The sequence below is a fragment of the Paraburkholderia pallida genome, from assembly GCF_004524855.1.
Lineage (GTDB): Bacteria > Pseudomonadota > Gammaproteobacteria > Burkholderiales > Burkholderiaceae > Paraburkholderia > Paraburkholderia oxyphila.
This window is the reverse complement of record NZ_CP038149.1, coordinates 742,762-767,537: the sequence shown is the minus strand read 5'-3', so window position 1 is coordinate 767,537 and position 24,776 is coordinate 742,762. Positions and strand designations below refer to the sequence as shown.

Below are 24,776 nucleotides of genomic sequence, written 5' to 3'. Positions count from 1 at the left end.
GTCAGAACGGAGGCGTGGTCAGCGAGCCGCCGGCGTACGTCGTGCGGTGCATGTTGTCGACGCGGCGCGCGGCGATTGATTCGAGCACCACGAACAGCGTGCCCGGGTGCGTGATCGCGAGCCGCTCCGCCTCTTCCGTCGCGGCCTTTTCGGTCGGGTGACGGAATTTCGGCGGCGTCGCGCCGGTCGGCGACCAGACGAGCCAGAAGGCCTGTTCGGTTTGCGGGTTCATGATGCGTAGTCGTCCACGGGCATGAGCGCGTCACCGAACGTGGTGCGCGCGAAGTGGTAGAGGTCGACGGCGTTAAAGCGCTGCGCGTCATTGAGCACGAATTCGATGGCGCGGGGCTCGCGCGAGGCCTTGGCCACGAGCACGCGGTACGAGCGCCAGTCCTCGTCGGCTTTGCGCTCGCGCATGCCCAGCTCGGCAGCGCGCGCATCGACACCGGGCTGCGTCTCGAACCATGTCGTCGGATCGAACCCATCCGGCTTGCCGGTCTGCTTGTCCGCCAGCACCTGGTCGACGAACGATGCGACGAAGCCTACGTAGGTCGGGTGATCGCTCTTGTCTCGCATACGCGCCGCCACAGCGAGACCGTGCGCTTCGCGCAGCAGGCCGGGCGTCACGCCCTTTCCGACCCACGCCAGCACGTGAACGCGGTCCCGGCTTCGATCGATCGTGAGGTCTTTGGCGCGTGAGCGCTCCAGAGATACCAGTAGCTCCGAGAGCTCACGCTCCGGCTCCGCGTTTACGCCTTTCGAATTCACAGCAGCAGCGGCAGCAAAGTTATCCACACCGCCATCCTCACGCGCGTTGCTGCTGTCTCTGCTCTCTAAAGCAATATCTGCTTTATTGGGGTCCAAAATTGGAGGGGCTTGACGTGGGATTTCACCCCCCTTGACGTGGGATTTGGAGGGGCTTGACGTGGGATTTAGAGGGGCTCCAGTTTTGGAGGGGCTTGATTTTTCACCCCTCTTGGCCGATTTGGCCGAAGAGGCTCCAAATTTGGAGGGGCTTCGTTTTTGGACTGGCTTACCCTCGTATTCCTCACGCGAAGGCGGACTGAGCGAGATGGTTTCCCCAGTGCGCTGGTCGATAGCCTGCACGATGACCGACCCGGCAGGCGCCACCATCTGGTACACGACGATGCTGCGCGTCTCGCCAATGCGCTTTTGAGTCTCAATCAGATAGCCGAGTACAATCAGCTTCGCGCGCGCCTTGCGAATCGTCTGGATGTTCAGCTCCGTGTCCAGGAGGAGTTCCTCATTGGTCACCCACGTGCTGTAGTCCTCGCTGGCCCAATTCGCGTAGGTCTTCAAAACGGTCTTCGTCGTGGAATCACCCACGCGCTGGCGTTTCGCCCATTGGAAGGCGTAATGACTCACGGACGCTCTCCTAATGCCCGCAGGGCAATTCGCCGCGCTCGTCCTTCGTCGAGCCGCAGGAAATGCATGTGGTCGGCGCAGCCTGTTCGCTAGTCTGCGCGGCGCGCTCATCCTCAATACGAGGTATCGCGGCGGATCCGAAGAAACCATCCCCCACCGTCACCCAGACGCCGACGAGCATTGACTCTAGGCCGAACATGCCGCCTCCCCGAGGTTGACGCGATAGACAACGGTCTTGCCCGGGCCCACCAGCCGCGTGATGTGGCCGTCCTGCTCGAGCTCTTTCAGATACGTGCGCACCGCGCTGTCGCTCACACCGCAGCGAAACGCGATCTCGCGGATAGTCAGCTCAGCCTCGGACGACTGGAGGCGCGCCTCGCGCGCGACGTAACACAGCACCAGCTTCTTCAAGCCAGGCATGTCGAGAGGCCAGACGAAGTTTTCGTGATAGAGGCTCATGCACGCACCAGCCAATGGCTCGCGAAGCCGCGAAGCCAGGAAAAGGTGTAAAGGAAGGACAACACGAAAATCCCGTACTGGTGGGCTTTCCACGTTGCGTAGAACCAGAAGGGCTGCGATGCGAGGCCGAAGAAGCACGCGTAGCGACGGCGCGCCACGTGCTCATCCTGAGACAGGAAAACGGCCGCCACACTCAGCAATCCGATGGCGATTTGCTCGAGCATGCGAATCAGCGGCCGCAGTTCCCTAGGCCCTGACGGGCGCACTCGCACGACGCCCCGACCTCGCAGAGCGTCGTGATGGCGTCGAGATAGCGGCGCGTGACCAGCGAATGGCCGAGCACGCCCAGCACCGCGTCGAGCTTGTCGATCGTGATGCCCGCCTGTCCCGACGTGATCTTCGAGAGCATCGAGCGGTCCCAGCCCGTTGCCTCAAGAATCAGGTTTTGGCGATCCGAGTCGCGAATCGCGTCGCGCAGCGCATGCTCGAGACTCGGCTTGCGCGAGCCCGGCGTAAACGGTCCGTTCATTTGTATTCTCACCCGTTCAAATCCCCGGGAATGCTTGTGCATCCCGGTCCTACTACATTGCGGCTATCGCCAACGCCGCTTGTTAGAAGGAGCCTCCAGCCATGTCAGAATTGCGTACCCCTACGTCAATCCCTTCCACAACCAGAGGCTCAAATGACAACAGAACTCGAAAAACTCAAAACACTCGTCGTTGCACTGTCAGAACAAGTCGTCGCGCTAGCGACCAGAGAGACTGTCCACGTCGCGGCGATTCATGCTCTTGCCGAATCTCATCCGTCGCCTGCAGAAGTCGAACGACGCTTTCGCGATTTGATCGAGACAATGCTTGGATGTCAGGACGACTCGCCGCCGACGGAGGCGCAGCAGCAGACCCAGCTTCAGACGACGAACGCATTTCTTGCGTCCCTGAAGCGAGAGGGGCCTCGTTAAAAGCGATTGAAGCGCCGCGCCCGGGCTGCTCCCAATTGAACCGCGGGCGGCTGCGATCAAACCACCTGCCAACTGACTCTCGGCGAGCCACCGACGCGAGTCGCGCGGCAATCTTTGCAGTGCGCGCTCGACGGCGTTGGCGCAATTCCTCGGGTGTCAGCGGGCGCTTCATGCTTGCCCCTTCCCTACATGCGGCTCCGCGCCTGCAGGCGGTTGTACGTCGTCTGTCGTGCTCTCTGTTTCCGGTTCGGGTGCGCTTTCTGCGTCGCCCTTCCCCGTGGCTTTCCTTTCAATCAACGGAACCGCAGAAGCCGGGCGCATACGCGCAACCGGTTCGGGACAGAGCCGGTCATGAAGGCCGATCAAACGCTGCCCGACCTCCCAACGCAGGCTGGACTGTGCTCCGGAAGCGAGCCCAGAGACGGTCGATTGCCGCACTCCGATCTCGGCCGCTATTTGCACTTGGGTAATGCCCTGCTCAGCAAGCCGGGCTAAGAGGAGTTTCCAGTTCATGCTACGAAGAATATCGGCAGACCGATACAAAGTCAATCGGATTGCCGATTCTTGAAATATCAGAATGCCGATATGGCTACGATCATTAGAACGTTTGGCGATCGCCTCAAATGGGCGCGCAAAGAGAAGAAGCTCACGCAGAGCGTTGTGGCAGAACGATTGACCATGTCGCAATCGCTGCTTTCTGAGTTGGAGAACGACAAATATGAGGCGTCGATCTGGACGCCTCACCTAGCCCGTCTTTACGATGTAAACGCCAGTTGGCTTGCGTCTGGTCAAGGCTATCCGGATGCTAAATCGTATGGGGCGCCCTTCGAAAACGCGTCTCAAGCCACGGGAGGGATGCGCCGCTATCCCGTTTTGTCCCACATCCAGGCTGGGCGCCTGACAGAGATCGAAGCGCCTTACGCGCCCGAAGACGGCTTCGCCGTCGAGTACGGAGACAATGACGCTTCCCGATGGGCGTTCTTCCTTGAAATCAAGGGTGATTCGATGACCCCTGATTTCAAGGACGGTGACCGGGTTCGCATAGACCCAGAAGTCATTCCGCGCCCTGGCGACTACGTAGCAGCGCGCAATACCAAGGAAGAGGCCACATTCAAGAAGTACCGCGTCCGCGGCACCGACCCAAATGGGAATGAGATCTTCGAGCTCGTCCCCCTCAATCCCGATTACCCGATCATGCGCAGCGACGAAATGCAACTTCGCGTGATCGGGACGATGACCGAGCACCGTCGGAAGTATCGAAGAACTAGGTGAAGCGTTATTTTTCGGAGGCGAGCGAGCCGCATTTGAAATCGACCTCGCCGGATGAAATCTTTCCGAACCCTCCGTTACCAGAGTCGGTCGCCTGCAAAACCTTCATCTCTTTGCCACTCCGCTTGCAATAAGCGTCTGCTTTTTCGAACGCCGAAGCCTTTTGCGCCGGCCCTGACGACCAGCCCATGGTGCTGTGACTTGCCACCATGAATGTGTCCGACCCGGTCGAAACAACGTCTGTGACGCCTGCGCAACCGGCAACGCCAATCGCTGCAAACACGGCAACCGATGCCGACTTCCTGATATTCCACATCGTGTCCCCCGTCCCATCTTTCATTGCTGTTGAATGAATCCGCAGCATAGCCAGAAAAAATATCGGCTATCCGATTGACTTATATTATCGGATAGCCGATACTTCGCCTCACCGTCGTCACATACGACGCGGCGACAACCGAGGCGATCAATGTCACATCTCCTGCAAGCCATTCAGCTCCCTGAACTTCAGGCCGGCGAAATCTACGTCGGCATCATCGGCGATCAGTCCGGCAATCTCCATCACGTGATCCTCCTCCCCGGCGAGCGCACCGACGTCAACTGGAAGGACGCCAAGGAATGGGCCGCATCTATCGGCGGCTCACTGCCCAACCGCATCGAGCAGGCCATGCTCTGGGCACGTTGTCGCGATCAGTTCGAGCCGGATTGGTATTGGAGCGAGGAGGTCTACGAGCGCAATTCCGGCTGGGCCTGGTCTCAGGACTTCCGCTACGGCACCCAGAGCCGCGACCACCAGTACTACGAGCTTCGCGCTCGCGCCGTCCGCAGATTGTCGATTTAGTCATTCATCAATTCGTTCGGGGAGTGACGATGATCACAATCGATCGCATCGAACAGACGCACGTTCAGCCCGTCACGCGCGCCGAGGCGCGGCCCAGCGGCTATCCGCGCATGGCCGACGCGGAGCTCGAGCAGTACGCGCGGCGCACCACGAAGCGGCCCCTGCTCTGCTTCGCGCTCCTCGCCTCGACGCCGTTTCTTGTCGAGATCATCGACCGCCTGCTCGGGGCCTGGTGATGTGGGCGCTCTTCAAGCTTTGGGCCATCGCGTTCGTGGTGCTCGGCTTCTGGGCGCTCGCAGTCGGCGTGATGGAGCAGCTCGACCATCACACCGTCACGTGTCACGCGAAGAGCTGCACCTGATCCCGAAAACGCTCACCTATGTACAGCCTCGAAACGTTCGCACTCCTAGTTGCCGCAGTCATCTGCGCTGCGGCTGCCGGCGTGGGCATCGGACTGCTGATTGAGCGCCTCCGGAGGAAGTGACATGCACGCATTGCCACCCGTTACGCCCGAGCAGATCGCCCGCGAATTCCGCGAAATGCGCTGTACAGGCTCCGCAATGGAAGCGCTCTCACCGGGGCCGCTGCGCCGCGTGCTCGAAGCAGCCGCACGTCGTCGCGTGAAGCATGAAGAATCCAGGCCACGTGCAATCGCGCACGACGGCCGCCGCCGCGCAAGCGGCGATTTTGAGTAACCAATCCCCATAAAGGTGAACCTATGTCTGCTCGACCCATCATGGACACGCTCCGCCATATCGGCGGCGGCACGTTCCTCGACAACGCGAGCGACGAGCTGGCCGCGCTCGTCAATGCCGTGGACGCCAGCGGCAAAGGCGGCACGATCACGCTGACCATCGCTGTCAAGAAGGCCACGCGCGGCGGCGCAATGCACATCGCGGGGAAGGTCACCGTGAAGAAGCCCGGCGACGAGCCGATGGAAGCCATGCTCTTCGCGACGCCCGAAGGCAATCTCATCGCCGAAGACCCGCGTCAGGCAAAGCTCGACATCAAGCAAGTCTCCGGAGCATCGGACGCCCCTCCGACGGCGCTCAAGACGGCCTAACCCCCCCCTCCATCCACACAGGACTCGAAGATCACATGGAAGCGAAACACGAACCGAATCTCGCGGAAACTCTTGCGCGCGAGCTGAAGACCCCCGTCGAGATCGCATCGAATACCGCCGCCGCGCTTCGTCGCGTCGCGCTGCCGCCGGGCTGGACGCTCGAGCAGCAGGACGACTCGGGCAAGCTGGCCGCGCCGCTACGCAAGCGCGCTGTCGTGCGCCTGAAGGACGCCGACAGCTTCATCGACTACGTGAAGCGCCACGGCTCGCTCACCGACTGCACGATCTGGTGCAAGGCCGACTACGTGAAGGGTGAAGTGGCCTTTACCGGCATCATCAACGACCACGGCGCCGATCCCGAGCGCGCCGCGTGGCGCGATCACCGCGCCTTCTTCTCGCCGGAGTTCAGCGAGGAATGGCGCCGCTGGACGAGCAAGCACAAGCAGGCCATGAGCCAGACCGAGTTTGCCGCGTTCATCGAGGATAACCTCAAGGACATCGCCTCGCCGGACGGCGTGAGCCTGCCGACCGGCGCGATGATGCTCGAGATGGCACTCTCGTTCGAAGCCACGCAGGACATGCGCTTCAAGAGCGCGATCCGCCTCTCCAACGGCGGCGTCAACCTCTCGTTCGTGCAGGACGACGACGCACAGACGCTCCAGAAGATGGCCGTGTTCGAGCGGTTCGCGATCGGCATCCCGGTCTTCTGGAACGGCGACGCATACCAGGTCGACGCGCGTCTGCGCTACCGCGTGCGCGACGGCAAGCTCAACTTCTGGTTCGAGCTCGTGCGCACCGACAAGATCCTCGAATCGGCATCGGCAACGATCATCCAGACCATCCGAGAAAAGACTGGCAATCCGTTCTTCTTCGGCGACGCGTTCGTCAGCTGAGGATCCCGACACCGGTCGCCCGCGCGGCCGATCTGCAGCGCGGGGAGGCTCCCGCAGTGCAGTGCGTGTTTGACCGGCGCCGACGCGGGCCGGTCCTTTTTCAAACAAGGAGAAGTCATGCAGCAAGTTCAATTGCCGCCGCTCGCCGAAGGCGAAATCTATCTCGGGGGCTTCGTCGACGCAAATGGCGACGTCACGCACACCATCCTGCTGCCCGGCGATAACGACAACGCATCGTGGCAGGCCCAGATGGAATGGGCGAAGAGCATCGGCGGCGATCTGCCAACGCGCGCCGAGCTGGTAATCGCCTATGAGAAGCATCGCGACCAGTTCGAGAAAGCGGCCTACTGGTCGAACACCCCTGACGATGATCCCGAGTATTCCGGCTGGGCCTGGTGTCAGGTCTTCGACGTCGGCTACCAGCTCACCTGCCACCAGTTCTACGAGCTTCGCGCTCGCGCCGTCCGCAGATTGTCCATTTAACCCTTCATCCATTCATCAGGAGTGCGTCAGACCATGATCACGCTTGAACAGATCGAGGCCGAGCATTCGCGCATCAGCGAACTGATCGCAGCCTTTCGCGCGCAACCGATGCCCACCGAGCACGTTGTCGCTGGCGTGAAGATCCCGCTCGCGCCTGGCGAGCGCTACGCGGGCCTTGTCCTCGGCGAAGACGGCAAGCAGGACTACCACCTGATCCTGCTTCCCGGCGAGGCCGAAAGCGTCGACTGGAAGGCGGCATGCGAATGGGCCGCCGAGCGCGATGCATCTCTGCCGACTCGCCGCGAGCAATCACTGCTTTTTGCCAATCTGAAGGCCGAGTTCGAATCGGCCTGGTATTGGTCGGGCGAGCCGCACGAGGAAAACTCCGGCTGGGCCTGGTCTCAGCGCTTCGGCTACGGCGACCAGATCCTCAACCACCAGTACGACGAGCTTCGCGCTCGCGCCGTCCGCAGATTCATTCCTTCAGTAATTTAACGATCTAAACCACCGTGGCCTTGCATACCCAACTGCCGATCTATCGCGCCGCCGAAGATCTTCTGGATGTCGTGACCGATGTGGTCACGAACATGCAGCGGAACTTCAAGCGCTCGATCGGCGAGAAGATCAATCTCGAATGCATCGAGATCATCGTGCTCGTATACCGCGCCAACGTGGCCGGCGACAAGTCGCCGCACCTGCTCGAACTCATCGAGCGCCTGCAGGTGATCAACCTCTTGCTCCGGCTCGGCTTCAACAAGCGCAAGCTCGACGGCGGCGCGTATGCGCGCGCGGTCGAGCTCACCACGAGCATCGGCAAGCAGGCCACCGCATGGAGGAAATCCGCAGGCAATCGCCCGCTCCGTGGAGGTCAAGGCTCCCATGGCTGAGCGATCTTTCAATCTGGTCGTGCCGCTGGCTCACGAGGCCACCGCCACGCGCACCACGGATACCGTCCGCCAGCAGGCGCTCCGGTCCGGCGCAGTTTCCCGGCTGAGCAATCGGCCGGGCGACGTAGATAGCACGATTTTTCCGGCTGGGCCTGGTATCAGAACTTCAACAACGGCAACCAGAACAACAACCACCAGAACAACGAGCTTCGCGCTCGCGCCGTCCGCAGATTGGGAAGATGGTTTTACGTTCGCCGAGCTGGTCGAGGCTTACCTCGACTGCCGGCGCACGAAGCGCAATAGCCGCAGCGCGCTCGCGTTCGAAGTACGTCTCGAGCGCAACCTGCGCCTGCTTTACGACGAGCTGATCGACGGCAGCTACACGCCGGGGCGCTCGATCTGCTTCGTGATCACGCGCCCGAAGCCCCGCGAGGTCTGGGCAGCAGATTTCCGCGATCGCGTCGTGCATCACCTGCTTTACCGCCGCATCGCGCCGCGTTTTGAGCGCTCGTTCATTGCTGACTCATGCGCCTGCATCAAGGGACGCGGCACGCTCTATGCCGCCCAGCGTCTCGAGGTGAAGGTGCGTTCGATCACGCAAAACTGGTCGAAGGCGGCCTGGTACCTGAAGGCTGACCTCGCGAACTTTTTTGTCTCGATCGACAAGGGCATCCTGCTCGAGCTGCTGCACGCGAAGATCGCCGAACCATTCTGGCGCGAGCTGACCGAGCTCGTGCTGATGCACGATCCGCGCGGCGACTTCGAATACCGCGGGCCGCGCGAGCTGCTCGAGCGCGTGCCGCCTCACAAGCGGCTAATGGAACAGGCTCCGCATCTAGGGCTTCCGATCGGCAATCTGTCCAGCCAGTTCTTTGCGAACGTCTACCTGAACGAGCTCGACCAGCGCGTGAAGCACCAGCTGCAGGCGCGGCATTACATCCGGTACGTGGACGATTTCGTGATTCTCCACGATTCGCCGGCATTCCTGAACGCGGCCTTGGCCGATCTGGATGCCTTCCTGCCTGCGCGACTGGGAGCGCGTATCAACCCGACGAAGACCATCCTGCAGCCGATCGACCGCGGCATTGATTTTGTGGGTCAGGTTATCAAGCCCTGGCATCGCACGACGCGCAAGCGCACGCGCAACGAAGCCATGCGGCGCGTTGCGGACACGCCGGATCTCGATCTTATGCAGGTTGCCAACTCATATTTCGGGCTGCTACGGCAGGCGTCCGCCAGTCATCACGATCGCGCACAACTTGCGAACGTCATCCGCTCACGCGGGCGCGCGGTGGACGCCGCCTTCACAAAGACCTTTCGCGGCTCTGCCGCATAACTGCTCAATTGCGAGATGCCCATGAAACAAGTTATTCAGGACGAAGGCGCACGCCCTATCAAGATCTGGACCGACGAGGTCGAAGACACCGCGCTGCAACAGCTGAAGAACATCGCGCGCCTGCCGTTCATCGCTGGCAACGGCGTCGCCTGCATGCCTGACGTGCATGCGGGCATCGGCGCGACGGTCGGCACCGTGATCGCGACGGACAAGGCCATCGTGCCCGCCGCCGTCGGCGTCGATATCGGCTGCGGCATGAACGCCGTGCGCCTTTCGCTCAAGGCCCGCGATCTGCCCGACAGCCTGACGGAAATCCGTCATCAGATCGAGCGCGACGTGCCGCTCGGCACCGGCGGCGCACACCAGCCCGGGCGCCTCCCCGCGCTGCACGCCGGGCTGCATGAGCGCTACGCTGAGCTCGCATGGAAGCATCGCGGCATCCACAACAAGAACATGCACGCCCAGCTCGGCACGCTGGGTTCCGGCAATCACTTCATCGAGCTGTGCATCGACGAGGCGCAGGACGTCTGGGTGATGCTGCATAGCGGGTCGCGCGGTGTCGGCAACCTGATCGGCCGCTATTTCATCGAGCGCGCCAAGAAGCGTATGGAGCAGTACTTCATCAGCCTACCCGACAGGGACCTCGCGTATTTCCCCGAAGACACGCACGACTTCAACGACTACGTCGAGGGCGTCCAGTGGGCACAGGACTACGCACTGGAGAATCGCCGCGTGATGATGGAAGCCGTGGTCGCTGCCCTGCGCCGCCACATTCCGATCGATTTCACGATCACGCAGGAGGCAATCAACTGCCACCACAACTATGTCCAGAAGGAAAACCACTTCGGCCGCAATCTGTGGGTAACGCGCAAGGGCGCGATCCGCGCGCGCGAAGGCGATCTCGGCATCATCCCCGGCTCGATGGGCCAGCGTAGCTACATCGTGCGCGGCAAGGGCAACCTCCAATCCTATTGCTCGTGCTCGCACGGCGCGGGCCGGCGCATGAGCCGCGCCGAGGCGCGCCGCCGCTTCCAGCTCGCCGACCTCGTCGCACAAACCGAAGGCGTCGAGTGCCGCAAGGATGACGCGGTGCTGGACGAGATCCCAGGCGCTTATAAGGACATCGACGGCGTGATGGAAAACCAGCGCGATCTCGTTGAAGTCGTGCACGTGCTGAAGCAGGTTCTGTGCGTCAAGGGCGCCTGATCGCGAGGAGCCATGGATATGAACCAATACCGCAAGAAGCCCGTCGTCATTGACGCATTCCAACTTCCCGCGCTCGACGAAGACGTCGCAGGCTTCGCGGAATGGGCCGCTCGCGTGGAGTTCGACGGCTACACCAGCGAGCGCGAAGGCTGCATGGCGATCGAGACGCTAGAAGGAACCATGACCGCCGAACCCGGAGACTGGATCATCAAGGGCGTGAGAGGTGAGTTCTACCCCTGCAATCCGGCTATCTTCGCGGCAACGTACGAAAGAGCCGATCTCGCCCCTGATGCGGCGCCGCCGACGCAATGTCAGTGCCCCGCGTGCAAGGTGGTGCTCCATGCGAGCGATTGCGCGGTACACAATGCGCCGGCGCTTCCTAACGGCCCATGCGATTGTGGATCGCAGTTCGGCGATCGCGCGACCTTCGAGGCATGGGCAGAACAACACAGCTTCGCCCCTAGCACGATCGAAGGTGCGTACGTCCCGGAACTCGCCAACGCAGCGTATCTGGGTTGGCACGCGCGCGCGTCAGCAGCGCAAGCCCCGCTAGGCTGGAAGCTTGTGCCAGTCGCCCCTACCGACGAGATGCTCATCGCGATGTTGAATGAAGGCGAGACGAATGCGTACCGCACGTGGCGCGGCGATCAGCATACCCACACCGTGTTCTTGCGCATCTCGGGCATCCGCCAGCGCTATCAGGCCATGCTTGAGGTCGCGCCCGCAGCGCAAACGCTGACGGACGAACAGACCATCGAGCGCTGCAAGTCCGTCGGCATCCGCTGGCTGTCGCCCGAGCCGGAGGACGGCTTCCCAGGCGCGTTCGAGCTGGTTGAGATGCACGAAATGCGCGCGCTGCTCGGCGCGCCGGCCGCCAGCGAAGCGGAGACGCCCCGTGACGCTTGACCAGCTGTTCTTGTGGCATCGCGAGCAGCACGAGCGCTGGGCTCATCTGGCCGAGAACAATAAAGCCACGCTGTCGCAGCCCTATAAGTCATCGCTGAAACGCTCGTACGAAAAGAAAGCGGCCTTCCACGCGAAGGCCGCCACCATCATCAACCCTCTGCGGGGAGTTCCAGCTTGAACGAGAAAGCACTAAGCCTGAAGGAAGCCGCCATGCTGCTCGGCGTCTGCTACTCCACGCTCTACACCCACAAGGTGGAAATGGGGTTCTTCAAGGTGGGCGGACAGTGGCGCATCTGGCCAGACAAATTGAAAGGTGCGCCGGAGTACAATCCCGATCGACCGGCGCGGACGGAACCAAGGAGCGAAAAATGTCAATCCGTAAGCGCAAAGGCTCGGACGTCTGGCACATCGATTTCCGCGCGCCAGGCGGCGGCCGAGTTCGACAAAGTACTGGAACAAGTGACAGGAAGGAAGCGCAGGAGCTGCACGACAAGCTGAAGCACGAGGCCTGGCGCGTGGCGAGACTGGGCGAGAAGCCGCGCCACTGCTTCGAGGAGGGGGCAGCGCGGTTTCTCAAGGAGAGAATAGGCAAGACCACGGTCAAGAGCATGGCGGCCCAACTCGAGTACTTCTGCGGGGTTTTCTCGGGACGCGACCTGGCGTCTCTTACGCGGGCCGAGATCATGGCCGCCCTACCGGTAGATGCCGTGCGCAAGGGCCGCAAAGCTCCGCTGACGGCAGGCACTCGCAACCGGTATCTCTCGACCATTCGCGCGCTGCTTTACGACGCCGCAGACAAGTGGGATTGGATCGACAAGGCGCCGTCGCTTCCCGAGCTGGAGGAGCCAGCGATCCGCATACGCTGGATTACGCGAGACGAGGCCAAGCGGTTGCTTCGTGCGCTGACGGACGACTGCATGCGGGACTGCACGGCGTTCGGCTTCCAGACCGGCCTGCGCCAGGCCAACATTCTGAAGCTGGAATGGGCGCAGGTTGATCTCGTCGCGAAGCGGGCCTGGATTCACCCAGATCAGGCCAAGGCACGCAAGCCTATCGGCGTGCCGCTTAACGAGGAGGCTCTCACGATCCTGCGGCGGCAGATCGGCAAGAGCGATGAGTACGTGTTCGTGAGCGCGGGCGAGCCGCTCGACCGATGGGACGCGTACTGGTGGAAAGTGGCATGCAGGAAGGCGGGCATCAAGAATTTCCGGTTCCATGATGTCCGCCATACCTGGGCTAGCTGGCACGTGCAGGGAGGCACGCCGTTGCAGGTACTCAAGGAGTTGGGAGGATGGGCGACGTTCGAGATGGTGCTTAAGTACGCTCACCTTGCCCCTGACCACCTTGCGCAGCATGCTAGCGCAGTTTTGATGCACGAACCACCGAAGCTCGTGGCAGTGAGCTAAGTCAGGGCTCATTTTGGGCACAAACCCGGCGCGACTTTTTTTAAAAATCGCTAGAATCCGCACCGGGTAAGGGTTTGAGAGGGGCTGTCAGATGAAGGCTAACGGAGATCTGATCCGTTACGCGAGTGAACACGGGTTCGCATAATGGAACGGCGCATCGCCTCGCTGGCTTCGCCCCTTGGCGCGCTCAAGGCGCTCGAGCGCAATCTGAAGCGCGAGCGGCGCGTCTTCGCGATGCTGATCGCGCTGCTCGCCTTCGCGGGCCTCGTTGCCGCGTGCGTGGCGGCGTTCAGCATCGGCGCGGCCGCGCTCTCGAGCCAGGCCGCGCAACTGCGCACGATCACGGCGCAAACGAACGAGTACGTTGCGCGGCGCTATAACTTCCTGTCGAGCCTGCGCCTGCTGTTCTCGCTGCAGGAGGAAGGCACCTTCACGCCGCCGCCCGCGCCCGCGACGGGGCAACGCTGCGCGCCGGCCTTCGCGGGCCTCGCGGGCGCGCCCGAGCTGCGCACGCTGTGCGAGCGCGCGGCAGAGCGGGCTTCGGCAATCAGCCTGAACGCGCCCATGCTGTTCGTGCTGCTCGACGGCAGCGCCGCATGGCAGTATCAGCTCGCCCCCGACCCGCACAACGCCACGCGCGAGACGCTGCGCGAGGGCGCGGATGACGCGCGCATGCTGGTGGACGCCGCGCTCCTGCGCATGAGTGCGCGCGGCATCGACCCGCTGGGCTCGGGCCGCTGGCGCGACGTGACCTGGTTCCGCCCGCCGGCCGCGCTCGGCTTTTCTCCCCGGCTCGTGCTGGCGGCGGCGACCGTTCTTAAGGATGACAAACCTTATGCGCTTGTGATCACGAGCGTCGATCTGGCCGCGCTGCGGCACGCGCGCGACACGAGCGCAGCAAACATCGAGCCGACCTTGTTCGACGGCGACGGCACGATGCTCGCCGGCACCTTGTCCCCGCCCGCCGCGCAGTACGTCGACCGCGTGGTCGCGGCGCTGCCCGTCGAGCGCTTTCAATTGCTGCCGCGCTTCGGCTGGGTGCTGCGCGAGCAGCCGCTCGAATATCAGTTCGGCCACTACACGCTCGCGCTGCCCTGGGACGCGCTATTCGCGCTGATCCGCACGCCGCTCGCCATCATCCTGCTGATGACGGCGGCGCTCGTGGCCCTGCTCGTGGCGCTCGCACGCTACTGGAACCGGCATGTGCTCGAGCGCACCTATGCCGAGGCCACGCGCGCGCTCGAAGGCGAATTGCTCAACCACCTGCTCGTGCACGCGACGCTGGTTGGCTTGTGCATCGTGCGCCAGCGCGACTTCGAGATCGTGATCGCGAACCAGATCGTGCGCAACGTGCTCGGCCTCGACGCTCACGCCACCCGGCTGCCCGGCGCGCTATGCGTGGAGTTCGAGAAGCACATGCCCGATGCGCCCGCGACGGGCGCTGACACCCCCATCCACGTCCTGCCTTTCTCGCTCGTGCGCGAAGACGGCGAAAGCGTGCATCTGGAAATCACCTACGCCCCCGCCTCCATGAACCGCGAGGACGTCATGTTCTGCGCCTTCGCCGACATGTCGAAGCACTACGAGGCCGAGCGCCTGTTGCGCGAAGCGAAGCGCACCAGCGATGAAGCCGCGCGCAGCAAGGTGAGCTTCTTCGCCGCGATGAGCCACGAGATCCGCACGCCGCTCGCCTCGCTCGTCGGCAACATCGAGCTGGTGGCGCGCGGTCCGCTCGCGCCCGAGCAGGAGGCGCGCGTCGAGGCCATGCAGATCTCCGCCTCGGAGCTGCTGCAGATCGTGAGCGATGTGCTCGACTTTTCGAAGATCGACGTCGGCGCGATGACGCTTTCTGAGGAACCCGAATCGATTGCCGTGCTGCTCGTGCGTATCGCGCTCGCCCATGCTCCGCTCGCCGCGCGCTCGCAGCTGCCGTTCTACCTCGTGATGGACCGCGCCATTCCCGCGCGGCTGTATTTCGACCCCGTGCGGCTCGCCCAGATCGTCAACAACCTCTTGAGCAACGCGTTCAAGTTCACGCACTCCGGCAAGATCGTGCTGCGCGCGCACTGGCGCGACGAGGCGCTCGAAATCAGCGTGGCCGACTCGGGCGTGGGCATGCCCGAATCGCTCAAGGCGCGGCTGTTCCAGCCGTTCACGCAAGGCGACGAACACCGGCTCACCGAGGCGCGCGGCACCGGCCTCGGGCTGTCGATCTGCGGGCGCCTCGCCAAGCTCATGCACGGGCGCTGCGAGGTGGAGAGCACGCTCGGCGTGGGCACGCGCGTGATCGTGACCCTGCCGCTGCGCCCGGACGGCACGCTCACGGCGGGCGAGGAATGGACCCTGCCCGACGTGCATCCGGCCATCCTGTGCCGCGCGCCCGAGAACCACGAATGGCTCACGAATCTCTTCGACCCCAAGGTCAGCACGCCGACCTGGCTGAACGCAAACGAACCCCCGCCGCGCGAAGGCACGTGGGATTACCTGCTGACGACGGGCGAGCATTCGGCCGAGGAAGTCGAGCGCCTGTGGGGCAGCACGGCCAACGTCGTGTGGCTGCGCCAGGATGGGCCGCTCGTGCCGCTCGCGCGCGCGGACGGCGGCGTGGAAGTGAGCCTCTATAGCCTCGCGGGGATTCGCACCGCCACGCAGATGCTGCGCGCCCGGACCGATGCGGCGGCGAACACGCCCGCCATGCTGGCTGGCGTTGGGCCTGGTGCTGGCACCGGTGTTGGCTCCCGCGCGGGCTCCGCCGAGACGCAAGCGCTGCAAGGCAACGATTTCCGGCGGCTGAACGTGCTGATCGCGGAAGACAACCTGCTCAACCGCAGCCTGCTGCGCGACCAGTTGCGCACGCTCGGCGCGAACGTGACTGAAGCGAAGGATGGCGAAGAAGCGCTCGCCCGGCTCGACGACGCGCACATCGACGTCGTGCTCACCGACCTCAACATGCCAAAGATGAACGGCCACCAGCTGCTGCAGGCCGCACGCGCGAAGCAGGCGGCGCTGCCCGTCTACGCGGTGAGCGGCAATGCCCTGCCCGAACAGATCGCGCAGGGCCGCCAGTCCGGCTTCACCGACTATTTGAGCAAGCCTGTGCCGCTCGCGGAGCTTGCACGCGTGCTCGCCGACGTAGCGGCGAATCTGCGCAGCGCCACGCAGGCCGCTGTCGCGCCGCCGGAGACGGCACAATCCCTTGCCGCTCACACCGGGAGTCAGACCAAGATGGGGCAGCCTGCTATGGATCAGCCCAAGATGGGCCATCACGAAATCGGCCAGCCCAAGATGGGCGAGTCCGAAACGGCCCAGCCCCGGATGGGCCACCCCCCGATAGGCCAGCCCGAAATGGGCCAGCCCGACGACGATGCCGACGACGGCGTGCCGCGCTTTCCCGCGTTATCTCCCGCGCTCGTGCCGTTGTTCGTCGAGCAAGCTGACCACGATATCGCCGACTATGCACAGATCGCGTCCGCGCGCGATTTCCAGCGCCTGCGCGACTGGGCACATCGTGTCTCGGGCGGCCTGGCCGTGCTGGGCCCTTCGATGCTCAACGAGGCCTGTCTGGAACTGCGCACGACACTGCGCGAGGCCGGACGGTGGACCGATGAAGTGGGCGAGCTCTCGGAGGCGGTGGTGGCCGAACTAGAGGCATTGCGCGAGCAGGCCGCGACGCGCGATTCGGCTTGATTCGGTCCGATGGGGCTTGAGGATGCCTGGTTTGTCCCGAGCGGGGCGCAGCCGCTACACGCGCAGCGCCAACCCGCATCGAGCCTGGCTCAAGTGAGCTCTGAAGAATCGCGGGGGTCGCCGCAGGCGCCTGCTCGTGGGCACTCACCCTGCAGCTTGCGCACGCACCACAGACGCAGCGCGCTGCCCTCGAGGGGGCAGCCGACGGGATTGTGCGGCGTTGCATGCGTGCGCGCTTCGAGCCGCAACGCGTACGCGTCGGGCAATTCGATGCCGCAACAGGTCGCCCGCACACCGCTTTCGTGTTTGGGCGCCGCGTGGTGCCGCAGCACACCGCCGCCTTGGCGCAGTGCATGCACGCCGCGGGGCTCGGCAGTGCGGGCCATCCATTTCAGGCTGGGCGCGAGGCGTATTGGAAAGACGGGCATGATCGTTCGCCGCGAAGCCCGCGGCGCCATAATCGTTGCAGACAGCAACAATAGTCGCTCGCCGTGCCCGCGCTCGCCATAGAACACCTTCGAAAAGGCCCGCGCGAGCCGGTTTTCGCGCCCTCGCGCAGGTTCCCGCATCCGATACGCAGCGGCTTATGACCGTCTTCAGCGTGCCGGCCCGCCTCCTCGACTTGCGCACATCATGGTAGACTGCGCCGCGCTTTTCGCTCACGCCGACATGAATTCACGCAAGCACACCCTGTTGACCGCATGGCTTGGCCTCGTCGCCATGTGGCTCATCGTGCTTGCGCCGCTCGTGAGTCAACTGGTGGCCGCCCATCAGGCGCACGAGCCCGACGCGGCACTGTGCTCGGCGCTGCAGCCGGCATCCTCCGCGCCGCATCTTTCGCACGACGATGCATTCGGCGCTTGCGGCTACTGCCATCTGCTCGAACATCACGTCGCGATGCCGGGCGTTCCCGTGCCCGCGCCCACGCGCGCACTCGTGGCCACGCTCGACCGCGTCGCGCCGCTCTCCACCCGCCACACGCCGTTCGGCGCCTTCCCCTCGGGCAGGCCGCGCGCGCCACCGTTGGTTGCCTGAACACTGCCGTCATCGGCCGCACGTTCGCGTTTCTCTCGCCCGCCCGCGTCTCCAGGCTGCGCTCGCCCATGCATGATCGGGCGCAGGCCCCGGCTTTGTCGATAGCCTCGGCAATGCCCATTGCCGCGAGCGTCCCGAAACGCGCTCCGTAGCACGCGCTATTCCGCTCGAGGCGGTCAGCGCGGCGCTCACGTGTGGCCGCACGTTCATCGCCTTCGGGAAACCTCATCATGTCCACGCCCGCCCCGCGCGGCGCGCGCATTCGCTCGCCCCTGCTTGCGTGTCCTCGCACGCCCTTCAATTCGCCGTTCAGGTCGCTGTTCAAGCAACCTGCCAAGCCAGCCTTGCGCCCGCGCGTACGTGCAAGCCTTGGCCTCGTACCGCTGTCCCTGTTCGCGCCGTTTGCGTCGTTCGCACCAGTTGCGTCCTTTGCCGCCGACGCCACGCTGCCCACCGTCACCGTGAGCGCATCGAGCGCCGGCACGGGCAGCGCGGTCACGCCCGCCGTCGACCCGAATCTGCCCGCCACGGTCGAGACCATCACGCCCGGGCAGTTTGAAAACTGGAACGTCGTCAACACGGAGGACGTGCTCAAGTACCTGCCGAATCTGGCGGTGCGCAAGCGCTTCGTCGGCGACCTCAATTCGATCATCGCCGTGCGAGGCACGAGCAACACGCAAAGCGCGCGCGGCCTCGTCTATGCCGATGGCCTGCTGCTCTCGAATCTGCTCGGCAACAGCTATTCGTTTCCGCCGCGCTGGTCGATGGTATTTCCCGACCAGATCCAGCAGGTGGACGTGATCTACGGGCCGTATTCGGCGCTCTATCCGGGCAACTCGCTCGGCGCCACGGTGCTGATCACGACGCGCATGCCGAAGCACTTCGAAGCCAACGCGGACGTGAAGGCGTTCACGCAGCACTTCAGTCTCTACGGCGTGAACCAGAACTTCAACGGCAGCGAAATGAGCGCGTCGATAGGCGATGCGATCGGCAAGTTCTCGTACCTGCTAGGCGTCAATCACCTCGAGAATACGAGCCAGCCGCTGCAGTTCGCGACGCTCGCCCAGTCGAACACGCCCGCGAAGCCCGGCGACATTCCCGTCCACGGCGCGTACTTCTACAACAATCAGACCAACACGCCCACGGCCGTCCTGGGCGTAAATGGCGAAGGCATCGAACACACGGTTCAGGACCAGTTCAAGCTGCGCATGCAATACGATTTCACGCCCACCGTGCAAGGCGGCGTGACGCTCGGCTACTGGCACCAGACCTACGACAGCCAGACCTCGACGTTCCTCTACGATGCCAACGGCAACCCGGTCTATAGCGGCAAGGTGTCGATGGGGGGCTACGAGTACACGATCCCGGCGTCCGCGCTCGCGCCCAGCCGCGGCTGGAGCGAAAACTGGCTCTATGGCGTCACGCTGCGCACGCATCAGGCGAGCGGCTGGAACGCCGAGGCCATTGCTTCGTACTACGACATTAGCAACAGCGTTGCGCGCACGGCCAAGTCCGGCGGCCCCGGCGACGGCCCCGGCACGATGACGCTCGGCGACGGCACCGGCTGGAAGACGCTCGACCTGCGGACGACATGGACGCCCGAGCGGCCCGACGCGGGCCTGGGCGCGCACTGGCTCAGCTTCGGCTACCACTACGACAACTATGTCGTCGACAACCAGACCTGGAACACGCTCGCCTGGCGCGACGGCGGCGCGGGCAGCTTCGCCAACGCGTTCGCGGGCAAGACCGGGACGCAGGCGTTCTACGCGCAGGACGCATGGCGCTTCCTGCCGCGCTGGAAGCTCGTCTACGGCGTGCGCTACGAAGACTGGCGCGCCTACGACGGCTACCAGGCACTCGGCGCTTCGAGCGTGCCCTATGCGAACGTCGGCGACCATCACCTTTCGCCGAAGGCTTCGCTGTCGTTCGACGTCACCGACGACCTCACGCTGCGCGCCTCCATCGCGCGCGCGTATCGCTTCCCCACCGTGAGCGAACTGTTCCAGGGGCAGGTGAACGGCTCGTCGATCGTGAACAACAATCCGAACCTGCGCCCCGAGGACGATGTTTCGAAGGAGCTCAGCGCCGAATGGGCGCACTGGAACGGGCTATGGCGTTTCACGCTGTTTCAGGATGACGTAAAGAACACGATCTTCAGCCAGACCGACACCACGGTCATTCCCAACGTGACGAACTTCCAGAACATCGGCAAGGTGCGCTCGCGCGGCGTGGAGACGAGCTACCAGGGGCAGGACGTGATGCTGCGCGGCCTCGATCTCGCGGCAAACGTGGCGTACACGCAGTCGAAGATTCTGGCCAATGCGCAGAATCCCGCGAGTGTCGGCAAGTACTTCTACCGGATTCCGCTGTGGCGCGCGAATCTCGTCGCAACGTACCGCTTCGACGCGCGCAACGCGCTCACGCTCGCGGCCCGCTACTCGGGTCGCCAGTACAACACGCTGACCAACACCGACACCAACCCGAACGTGTTCGGCGGCACGAGCACGTACACGGTCGCCGATATCAAGTACACGTTCCGGCCCACGAAGAAGAGCGAGATTGGCGTGGGCATCGACAACCTGTTCGACGCGCGCTACTTCGTCTACCACCCCTATCCGGGCCGCACGTACTACATCGAGGCGAAGCTCGGCCTATGAACACGCGCCTGCCTTCGTCCCTGCCGCAATCGCAACCGCAACCCCCGGCCCGGCATACGTCGCACGCCGCCGCGCGGGACCACGAGGAACCCCATCCGATGTCCGATACCCTGCCCGCCTCCGGTACACGAGGCACGCCAGACACGCGCGCCGCCCGCGCTGCCAGCACCGTTCAACCCGGCTATCGCACGCTATGGCGCTGGCATTTCTACGCTGGCCTGTTCGTGATGCCGTTTCTGATCGTGCTCGCGATCACCGGCACGATCTATTGCTTCCAGCCGCAGATCGAGCCGTTGCTGTATCCGCACCGGCTCGTGGTCGCGCCCGCCGCGACGCCGCGCCTGCCCGCCGATGCCCTGCTCGCGCGGGCACGGGCCGCGCTGCCGCCGGACGCGCGGCCCGTGCGCGCGCATATCGAAGCGAATCCGGCACGCAGCGCCGAGTTCGTGTTCGCGCTCGACAGTGGCGCCAAGGAGAGCGTCTATCTGAACCCGTACAACGGTGAAGTGCTCGGCACACTCGACGTGGAGCGCCGCTTCATGCAGGTGGACCGCATGCTGCACCGCAAGCTGCTGCTCGGCAAGCCTGGCGAGCTGCTGATGGAGCTGGCCGCCTGCTGGACGCTCGTGATGATCGTGACCGGCGTTGCGCTGTGGTGGCCGCGCCAGCCCGGCGAGCGAGGCCCGGCATGGGGTTCGATGCTGCGCGCCGCGCTGTGGCCGCGCTTCGGCGCAAAGGGCCGGCCGTTCTGGAAGAGCCTGCATGCCGCGATCGGCATCTGGCTTGCGGTGGGCGCGCTCGCGTTCGTCGTGAGCGGCTTGCCGTGGACGGGCTCGTGGGGCAAGCAGTTCAAGGCGCTCGCCACGAGCGCGAGTCTCGGCGCGCCGCGTGGCGCGTGGGGTGGCGGCCTGGCGCTGCAGTCGACGCCGCCCGGCGCACAAGGCACGCAGGCGAGCGCTGCCGCGGGCCAGGCTAACCACGCCGATCATGCCGATCATGCCGCCGCCGATGAGCACGCGGGCCACGACATGGCGTCAATGCCCGGCATGGTTATGGACGACCTGCCGCTGCCCAACGTGCCATGGGCTGTGGGCGCGGTGCCAGTGCCGCAGTCGCCCGGGGCGCGCGAGTTGCACCATCAGCCCACGTCGCGCTGGACGCTCGATCAGGTCGTCGCGCAAATGCGTGCACTCGGCGTGGAAAGTGGCTACGACGTCGCGCTGCCCGCAACGGCAACGGGCGTCTACGTCGTGTCGTACTTTCCGGCGGACCCGAAAGCAGAGCGCACGGTCTATATCGACCAGTACAGCGGCAAGGTGCTCAAGGACATCCGCTACGCCGACTACGGCGCGGTCTCGCAGGCGATTTCGTATGGCACGTCGCTGCACATGGGCCGCTACTTCGGCCTCGCGAACCAGCTGATTTGCGCGGCGATCTCGCTCGGGCTCGCGGCGCTCGCCGTCACCGGCTTCGCAATGTGGTGGCTGCGCCGCCCCGCCCGCGCATCACGCGGGCTCGGTGCGCCCGCGCGCGAGCGAGCCGCGCCGCCCATGCGCGCCTGGAAGGCGGGACTCGTCGTCCTCGGCGTGATCTTCCCGCTGATGGGCGCGACGATCGTGGCCGTGTGGGTGCTCGACCGGCTCGCTTTCGGCCGCTCGCGCAATCTTTCGTCTTCCTGACGAAATGGCAGTCGTGCGCATGCGAGGCCCGCTTTCACGCCCGAGCAGCATTGAACGCGCTGCGGTAATCTGAGGACACAATTGCCCTTGAACCCGGCCCTGCAATCCGGTTTCCAAGCAATATCGAGACCTTGCACGGGATCGGAGCAAGCGCTTTGCGCCTGGCGCCGGTCGACCGCGAAGCATGGGACCCGAGTAAGCGCTTTGCTCTAACTCGGGTCGACCGCGAAGCATGGGACCCAAGTAAGAGCTTTGCATGGGGCCGGAGTAAGTGCTGAAGCACTAACTCCGGCCGACAGCTAAAACGCTAACTTGGGTCGACAGGAGGTAACAGTGTTCCGGCTCATTTCTGCATTGGGGATAGCCGCGGTGCTTGCAGGCTGCGTCGCCTACCCTGGCTATTACGACGCCACGTACGGCTATGGCTACCCCTACCCTTACGCTTACGGCTATCCGTACGCATACGGCTACCCCGACTACTATTACGGACCGAGCTTCGGCTTTGCCTACTGGGGCGGCGGCGGCGGATGCTGCTACCACTATCACGGCTGGCACGGCGGCGGCGGCTGGCATGGCGGCGGCGGTGGTTGGCACGGCGGGGGCGGCAGCACCTGGCAAAGCGGCGGCGGCGTTCACGGCGGCGGGCACGGGCACTAGGGCCTGCTCACGCTAATAACAGGCCCTGGCCCGCGCCAAACGCCCCTCAAACGCGCCCGTTCACCGCAATCTCGGCGCCGGTGACCGCGCGCGCGTCCGACGAAATCAGGAACGCGATCACCGCCGCAATTTCATCGGCCTGCACCCAGCGCGTGAAATCGGCGTCGGGCATGTCGGCGCGGTTCTGCGGCGTGTCGATGATGCTCGGCAAAATCGCGTTGACCGTCACGCGTTTGTCCTTGAGCTCTTCGGCCAGCGCCTCGGTGAGCCGCGCCACGCCCGCCTTTGAAGCCGCGTAGGCCCCCATCCCGAGCCCGGCCTTCTGGCCCGCGCCCGCGCCGATATTCACGATGCGGCCCGCGCCGCGCGCGAGCAGGTGCGGCAGCGCCGCCTTCGACGCATTGAGTGCCGTCTTCACGTTCAGATCGAACATCGTGTCCCACGTGCGCGCGTCGCCTTCGGCGATCGTTTCCCAGCGGAATGCGCCGGCGATGTTGACGAGCGCATCGAGCCCGCCGAGCGCCTCGCTCGCGGTCTCGAGCGCCTGGTTCGCCGCGCCGGCGTCGACGAGGTCGATGCCGCCGATGCGCACCGCCTGGGCGAGCGTCGCGGGCCACGCGTCGCCGCCGGGTGCCGCGCCCCGGCCGATCAGCGCCACGCGCGCGCCGCGCGCCGCGAGAAACTGCGCGCTCGCCATGCCGAGACTGCCGAAGCCGCCGGTGATCGCCACCGTCTTGCCATTCACTGAGTTATCCATCTTGAGCGCCTGCCTGTCTTTCGTTCGGGTGGTTTCGAACGGTGGGTTGAAAATCGCCGCGGCGGCTCGTGGCCGCCGCGAGCCGCAACGTTAGCCGAGCGCGCCGATCCCATCAACTGCCGCTTCCTGCGCGGCAGGATCGATGCACAGCCGTGTTCAAGCGCGCCTGGTGCCGCAACGGCCCGGTATTTCAGGCCTCGGTCCGCGTCGCTGCCAGACTGCGCCGGCGCAGCTCCTCGGTGGTTTCGCCCTTGCCGTCCGCGCGCCAGCCCGGCGGCAGGATCGCGTGGCACACGGCGGTCCACAGATTCGGCGCGGCGGCGATGTCACGCGCGAGGCTCGCCCAGTGCTCGAACTCGACGACGAGCGGATTGCGCGAACGCGTCGGCGTAACGAGCCCGTAGCGGCACGGCTCCTCGGCGCGCTCTGCGACGTACGTGCCGAACAGTCGGTCGAACACGATCAGCACACCGCCATAGTTCGCGTCGAGGTAATCGACATTGGACGCATGATGCACGCGATGCGCCGAAGGCGTATTGAACACGTATTCGAGCCAGCCGAGCTTGGGCATCCAGGTGTTGTGCAGCCAGAACTGATAGAGCAGGTTGAACGAGAGAATCGCCACCGCGATTTCCGGGCGTACGCCGAGCCAGACAAGCGGCGCGAAGAAGAAAACCGGGCCGGCAAGCTTGCTGGTCCACCCGAGGCGGTACGCGGAAGTCAGCGTGAGCTGGTTGGGCGAATGATGCACCGCGTGCGAGGCCCAGAAAAAGCGCATGCGGTGCGAGGCGCGGTGATAGCAGTAGTAGCAGAATTCCTGGCCGACGAACACGAGCAGCACGAGCAGGACGTTATCGATCGTCAGCGTGAAGAGACGATGCTCCCAGGCGAAGTGGAAGATCGGCGTGGCGAGCGAAATGGGCAGGAACGCCAACAGTTTTCGTCCGACGAGATCGGCGAGCGAGAGCCAGACCTCGGACCAGTTGAATGGCGCCTGGCCGTCGCAGCGCTTGCGCAGCGAGAGCACCGCCGCCTCGATCAGCGAGGCGGCAACGATGAAGAGCGTGACATAAGACGCGAGTTTTCCTGTCGATAGCATGATGAATGGTGTGCGAGTAGAAGCGCCTGGCGCGGTGTTGAAAAGGACGCGTTGTGCGCTGCTGAATCGGGCGTCGCGTCGGATGAACCGCACTGTAGTGGCGCGCGACGCCCAG

31 protein-coding genes are annotated in these 24,776 nt (G+C 64.4%); 21 read left to right on the top strand and 10 right to left on the bottom strand.

Going from position 1 to position 24,776, the window contains the following annotated elements; genetic code table 11:
- Nucleotide 1 precedes the first annotated feature (1 nt).
- The 5 genes from E1956_RS18675 to E1956_RS18650 all read right to left on the bottom strand — a co-directional run bounded on the left by E1956_RS18675 (nt 2) and on the right by E1956_RS18650 (nt 2,374).
- Nucleotides 2-232, bottom strand: coding sequence for a hypothetical protein (locus E1956_RS18675; protein WP_134751792.1), 231 nt, complete (start codon nt 230-232; stop codon nt 2-4).
- Complete coding sequence (locus E1956_RS18670; protein WP_134751790.1) at nt 229-1,386, bottom strand: hypothetical protein; 1,158 nt, start codon at nt 1,384-1,386, stop codon at nt 229-231. Before E1956_RS18670 ends, E1956_RS18675 begins: the two co-directional genes overlap by 4 nt.
- Before the next feature lie 186 nt (nt 1,387-1,572).
- A complete protein-coding gene (locus E1956_RS18660) occupies nt 1,573-1,845 on the bottom strand; it encodes a MarR family transcriptional regulator (protein ID WP_134751786.1) in 273 nt (90 codons plus the stop codon).
- Nucleotides 1,842-2,069 carry a hypothetical protein gene (locus tag E1956_RS18655; RefSeq protein WP_134751784.1) on the bottom strand — a complete coding sequence of 76 codons (228 nt, stop codon included), beginning with the start codon at nt 2,067-2,069 and terminating at the stop codon, nt 1,842-1,844. The genes E1956_RS18660 and E1956_RS18655 overlap by 4 nt, the downstream gene beginning before the upstream one ends.
- A 5-nt stretch (nt 2,070-2,074) precedes the next feature.
- Nucleotides 2,075-2,374, bottom strand: coding sequence for a helix-turn-helix domain-containing protein (locus E1956_RS18650; protein WP_134751782.1), 300 nt, complete (start codon nt 2,372-2,374; stop codon nt 2,075-2,077).
- Between the two features lie 153 nt (nt 2,375-2,527).
- On the opposite strand from E1956_RS18650, the gene E1956_RS18645 reads away from it, so the two are divergent.
- Nucleotides 2,528-2,803: a hypothetical protein gene (locus tag E1956_RS18645; RefSeq protein ID WP_134751780.1), complete on the top strand. Its 276-nt coding sequence runs from the start codon at nt 2,528-2,530 to the stop codon at nt 2,801-2,803.
- Nucleotides 2,804-2,971: 168 nt separating this feature from the next.
- On the opposite strand, the gene E1956_RS47730 is transcribed toward E1956_RS18645, so the two are convergent.
- Nucleotides 2,972-3,316, bottom strand: coding sequence for a helix-turn-helix domain-containing protein (locus E1956_RS47730; RefSeq protein ID WP_134751778.1), 345 nt, complete (start codon nt 3,314-3,316; stop codon nt 2,972-2,974).
- 51 nt (nt 3,317-3,367) lie between these two features.
- On the opposite strand from E1956_RS47730, the gene E1956_RS18635 reads away from it, so the two are divergent.
- Complete coding sequence (locus E1956_RS18635) at nt 3,368-4,075, top strand: LexA family protein (protein WP_232071714.1); 708 nt, start codon at nt 3,368-3,370, stop codon at nt 4,073-4,075.
- A gap of 4 nt (nt 4,076-4,079) precedes the next feature.
- Here E1956_RS18635 and E1956_RS18630 read toward each other — a convergent pair whose 3' ends face one another.
- Complete coding sequence (locus tag E1956_RS18630) at nt 4,080-4,388, bottom strand: hypothetical protein (RefSeq protein WP_167760067.1); 309 nt, start codon at nt 4,386-4,388, stop codon at nt 4,080-4,082.
- 150 nt (nt 4,389-4,538) lie between these two features.
- Between E1956_RS18630 and E1956_RS18625 the strand changes: the two genes are divergently transcribed.
- The 15 genes from E1956_RS18625 (at nt 4,539) to E1956_RS18560 (ending at nt 16,777) form a co-directional block, all read left to right on the top strand.
- Complete coding sequence (locus tag E1956_RS18625) at nt 4,539-4,910, top strand: Lcl C-terminal domain-containing protein (RefSeq protein ID WP_134751774.1); 372 nt, start codon at nt 4,539-4,541, stop codon at nt 4,908-4,910.
- A gap of 29 nt (nt 4,911-4,939) precedes the next feature.
- Nucleotides 4,940-5,146 carry a hypothetical protein gene (locus tag E1956_RS18620; protein ID WP_134751772.1) on the top strand — a complete coding sequence of 69 codons (207 nt, stop codon included), beginning with the start codon at nt 4,940-4,942 and terminating at the stop codon, nt 5,144-5,146.
- Complete coding sequence (locus E1956_RS47395; protein WP_256377789.1) at nt 5,146-5,271, top strand: hypothetical protein; 126 nt, start codon at nt 5,146-5,148, stop codon at nt 5,269-5,271. Before E1956_RS18620 ends, E1956_RS47395 begins: the two co-directional genes overlap by 1 nt.
- Before the next feature lie 124 nt (nt 5,272-5,395).
- Nucleotides 5,396-5,605: a hypothetical protein gene (locus E1956_RS18615; RefSeq protein WP_134751770.1), complete on the top strand. Its 210-nt coding sequence runs from the start codon at nt 5,396-5,398 to the stop codon at nt 5,603-5,605.
- A gap of 23 nt (nt 5,606-5,628) precedes the next feature.
- The gene (locus tag E1956_RS18610) at nt 5,629-5,973 is read left to right on the top strand and encodes a hypothetical protein (protein WP_134751768.1); all 345 of its coding nucleotides are present in this window, start codon (nt 5,629-5,631) and stop codon (nt 5,971-5,973) included.
- A 35-nt stretch (nt 5,974-6,008) separates the two neighbouring features.
- Nucleotides 6,009-6,866, top strand: coding sequence for a DUF2303 family protein (locus E1956_RS18605; protein ID WP_134751766.1), 858 nt, complete (start codon nt 6,009-6,011; stop codon nt 6,864-6,866).
- Nucleotides 6,867-6,983: 117 nt separating this feature from the next.
- On the top strand, nt 6,984-7,349 hold the full coding sequence (locus tag E1956_RS18600; protein ID WP_134751764.1) for an Lcl C-terminal domain-containing protein: 366 nt from the start codon (nt 6,984-6,986) through the stop codon (nt 7,347-7,349).
- Nucleotides 7,350-7,382: 33 nt separating this feature from the next.
- Nucleotides 7,383-7,844, top strand: coding sequence for an Lcl C-terminal domain-containing protein (locus E1956_RS18595; protein WP_134751762.1), 462 nt, complete (start codon nt 7,383-7,385; stop codon nt 7,842-7,844).
- A 14-nt stretch (nt 7,845-7,858) separates the two neighbouring features.
- The gene (locus E1956_RS18590) at nt 7,859-8,236 is read left to right on the top strand and encodes a four helix bundle protein (RefSeq protein ID WP_134751760.1); all 378 of its coding nucleotides are present in this window, start codon (nt 7,859-7,861) and stop codon (nt 8,234-8,236) included.
- The gene (locus E1956_RS18585) at nt 8,130-9,572 is read left to right on the top strand and encodes an RNA-directed DNA polymerase (RefSeq protein WP_472802081.1); all 1,443 of its coding nucleotides are present in this window, start codon (nt 8,130-8,132) and stop codon (nt 9,570-9,572) included. The genes E1956_RS18590 and E1956_RS18585 overlap by 107 nt, the downstream gene beginning before the upstream one ends.
- Before the next feature lie 21 nt (nt 9,573-9,593).
- Nucleotides 9,594-10,778 (top strand): RtcB family protein, encoded by a 1,185-nt coding sequence (locus E1956_RS18580; protein ID WP_134751758.1) that lies wholly within the window; start codon nt 9,594-9,596, stop codon nt 10,776-10,778.
- Nucleotides 10,779-10,796: 18 nt separating this feature from the next.
- A complete protein-coding gene (locus E1956_RS46670; RefSeq protein WP_197732897.1) occupies nt 10,797-11,684 on the top strand; it encodes a hypothetical protein in 888 nt (295 codons plus the stop codon).
- Complete coding sequence (locus tag E1956_RS18570; RefSeq protein ID WP_134751756.1) at nt 11,674-11,862, top strand: hypothetical protein; 189 nt, start codon at nt 11,674-11,676, stop codon at nt 11,860-11,862. The genes E1956_RS46670 and E1956_RS18570 overlap by 11 nt, the downstream gene beginning before the upstream one ends.
- A 190-nt stretch (nt 11,863-12,052) precedes the next feature.
- Nucleotides 12,053-13,090 carry a tyrosine-type recombinase/integrase gene (locus E1956_RS18565; protein WP_134751754.1) on the top strand — a complete coding sequence of 346 codons (1,038 nt, stop codon included), beginning with the start codon at nt 12,053-12,055 and terminating at the stop codon, nt 13,088-13,090.
- Between the two features lie 144 nt (nt 13,091-13,234).
- Nucleotides 13,235-16,777, top strand: a complete 3,543-nt coding sequence (locus E1956_RS18560; protein WP_134751752.1) for a hybrid sensor histidine kinase/response regulator — start codon at nt 13,235-13,237, stop codon at nt 16,775-16,777.
- An 89-nt stretch (nt 16,778-16,866) separates the two neighbouring features.
- On the opposite strand, the gene E1956_RS18555 is transcribed toward E1956_RS18560, so the two are convergent.
- Nucleotides 16,867-17,346 carry a hypothetical protein gene (locus E1956_RS18555; RefSeq protein WP_134751750.1) on the bottom strand — a complete coding sequence of 160 codons (480 nt, stop codon included), beginning with the start codon at nt 17,344-17,346 and terminating at the stop codon, nt 16,867-16,869.
- Nucleotides 17,347-17,446: 100 nt separating this feature from the next.
- Here E1956_RS18555 and E1956_RS18550 point away from each other — a divergent pair, with 100 nt between their 5' ends.
- The 4 genes from E1956_RS18550 to E1956_RS18535 all read left to right on the top strand — a co-directional run bounded on the left by E1956_RS18550 (nt 17,447) and on the right by E1956_RS18535 (nt 22,805).
- Entirely contained in the window at nt 17,447-17,812 is a 366-nt protein-coding gene (locus tag E1956_RS18550; RefSeq protein WP_134751748.1) for a DUF2946 domain-containing protein, read from the top strand.
- Between the two features lie 230 nt (nt 17,813-18,042).
- Nucleotides 18,043-20,469, top strand: coding sequence for a TonB-dependent receptor (locus E1956_RS18545; protein ID WP_232071712.1), 2,427 nt, complete (start codon nt 18,043-18,045; stop codon nt 20,467-20,469).
- A gap of 98 nt (nt 20,470-20,567) precedes the next feature.
- Entirely contained in the window at nt 20,568-22,148 is a 1,581-nt protein-coding gene (locus tag E1956_RS18540) for a PepSY-associated TM helix domain-containing protein (RefSeq protein WP_134751746.1), read from the top strand.
- A gap of 333 nt (nt 22,149-22,481) precedes the next feature.
- The gene (locus E1956_RS18535; protein ID WP_134751744.1) at nt 22,482-22,805 is read left to right on the top strand and encodes a hypothetical protein; all 324 of its coding nucleotides are present in this window, start codon (nt 22,482-22,484) and stop codon (nt 22,803-22,805) included.
- 46 nt (nt 22,806-22,851) lie between these two features.
- Here the strand turns inward: E1956_RS18535 and E1956_RS18530 are convergent, their stop codons facing one another.
- Both E1956_RS18530 and E1956_RS18525 read right to left on the bottom strand, forming a co-directional pair.
- Nucleotides 22,852-23,562, bottom strand: coding sequence for an SDR family NAD(P)-dependent oxidoreductase (locus tag E1956_RS18530; protein WP_134751742.1), 711 nt, complete (start codon nt 23,560-23,562; stop codon nt 22,852-22,854).
- Nucleotides 23,563-23,752: 190 nt separating this feature from the next.
- Nucleotides 23,753-24,661: a sterol desaturase family protein gene (locus E1956_RS18525; RefSeq protein ID WP_134751740.1), complete on the bottom strand. Its 909-nt coding sequence runs from the start codon at nt 24,659-24,661 to the stop codon at nt 23,753-23,755.
- Nucleotides 24,662-24,776 lie beyond the last annotated feature (115 nt).

Bases quoted from the DNA above. Each gene is read 5' to 3' on its own strand.
- E1956_RS18565 (WP_134751754.1), top strand. From the start codon at position 12,053: ATGTCAATCCGTAAGCGCAAAGGCTCGGACGTCTGGCACATCGATTTC.
- E1956_RS18525 (WP_134751740.1), bottom strand. From the start codon at position 24,661: ATGCTATCGACAGGAAAACTCGCGTCTTATGTCACGCTCTTCATCGTT.
- E1956_RS47730 (WP_134751778.1), bottom strand. From the start codon at position 3,316: ATGAACTGGAAACTCCTCTTAGCCCGGCTTGCTGAGCAGGGCATTACC.
- E1956_RS18630 (WP_167760067.1), bottom strand. From the start codon at position 4,388: ATGTGGAATATCAGGAAGTCGGCATCGGTTGCCGTGTTTGCAGCGATT.
- E1956_RS18545 (WP_232071712.1), top strand. From the start codon at position 18,043: ATGTCCACGCCCGCCCCGCGCGGCGCGCGCATTCGCTCGCCCCTGCTT.
- E1956_RS18620 (WP_134751772.1), top strand. From the start codon at position 4,940: ATGATCACAATCGATCGCATCGAACAGACGCACGTTCAGCCCGTCACG.
- E1956_RS18650 (WP_134751782.1), bottom strand. From the start codon at position 2,374: ATGAACGGACCGTTTACGCCGGGCTCGCGCAAGCCGAGTCTCGAGCAT.
- E1956_RS18530 (WP_134751742.1), bottom strand. From the start codon at position 23,562: ATGGATAACTCAGTGAATGGCAAGACGGTGGCGATCACCGGCGGCTTC.
- E1956_RS18600 (WP_134751764.1), top strand. From the start codon at position 6,984: ATGCAGCAAGTTCAATTGCCGCCGCTCGCCGAAGGCGAAATCTATCTC.
- E1956_RS18660 (WP_134751786.1), bottom strand. From the start codon at position 1,845: ATGAGCCTCTATCACGAAAACTTCGTCTGGCCTCTCGACATGCCTGGC.
- E1956_RS18655 (WP_134751784.1), bottom strand. From the start codon at position 2,069: ATGCTCGAGCAAATCGCCATCGGATTGCTGAGTGTGGCGGCCGTTTTC.
- E1956_RS18560 (WP_134751752.1), top strand. From the start codon at position 13,235: ATGGAACGGCGCATCGCCTCGCTGGCTTCGCCCCTTGGCGCGCTCAAG.
- E1956_RS18675 (WP_134751792.1), bottom strand. From the start codon at position 232: ATGAACCCGCAAACCGAACAGGCCTTCTGGCTCGTCTGGTCGCCGACC.
- E1956_RS18550 (WP_134751748.1), top strand. From the start codon at position 17,447: ATGAATTCACGCAAGCACACCCTGTTGACCGCATGGCTTGGCCTCGTC.
- E1956_RS18645 (WP_134751780.1), top strand. From the start codon at position 2,528: ATGACAACAGAACTCGAAAAACTCAAAACACTCGTCGTTGCACTGTCA.
- E1956_RS18605 (WP_134751766.1), top strand. From the start codon at position 6,009: ATGGAAGCGAAACACGAACCGAATCTCGCGGAAACTCTTGCGCGCGAG.
- E1956_RS18615 (WP_134751770.1), top strand. From the start codon at position 5,396: ATGCACGCATTGCCACCCGTTACGCCCGAGCAGATCGCCCGCGAATTC.
- E1956_RS18625 (WP_134751774.1), top strand. From the start codon at position 4,539: ATGTCACATCTCCTGCAAGCCATTCAGCTCCCTGAACTTCAGGCCGGC.
- E1956_RS18580 (WP_134751758.1), top strand. From the start codon at position 9,594: ATGAAACAAGTTATTCAGGACGAAGGCGCACGCCCTATCAAGATCTGG.
- E1956_RS18585 (WP_472802081.1), top strand. From the start codon at position 8,130: ATGCGCGCGCGGTCGAGCTCACCACGAGCATCGGCAAGCAGGCCACCG.
- E1956_RS18540 (WP_134751746.1), top strand. From the start codon at position 20,568: ATGTCCGATACCCTGCCCGCCTCCGGTACACGAGGCACGCCAGACACG.
- E1956_RS47395 (WP_256377789.1), top strand. From the start codon at position 5,146: ATGTGGGCGCTCTTCAAGCTTTGGGCCATCGCGTTCGTGGTGCTCGGC.
- E1956_RS18610 (WP_134751768.1), top strand. From the start codon at position 5,629: ATGTCTGCTCGACCCATCATGGACACGCTCCGCCATATCGGCGGCGGC.
- E1956_RS18595 (WP_134751762.1), top strand. From the start codon at position 7,383: ATGATCACGCTTGAACAGATCGAGGCCGAGCATTCGCGCATCAGCGAA.
- E1956_RS46670 (WP_197732897.1), top strand. From the start codon at position 10,797: ATGAACCAATACCGCAAGAAGCCCGTCGTCATTGACGCATTCCAACTT.
- E1956_RS18555 (WP_134751750.1), bottom strand. From the start codon at position 17,346: ATGCGGGAACCTGCGCGAGGGCGCGAAAACCGGCTCGCGCGGGCCTTT.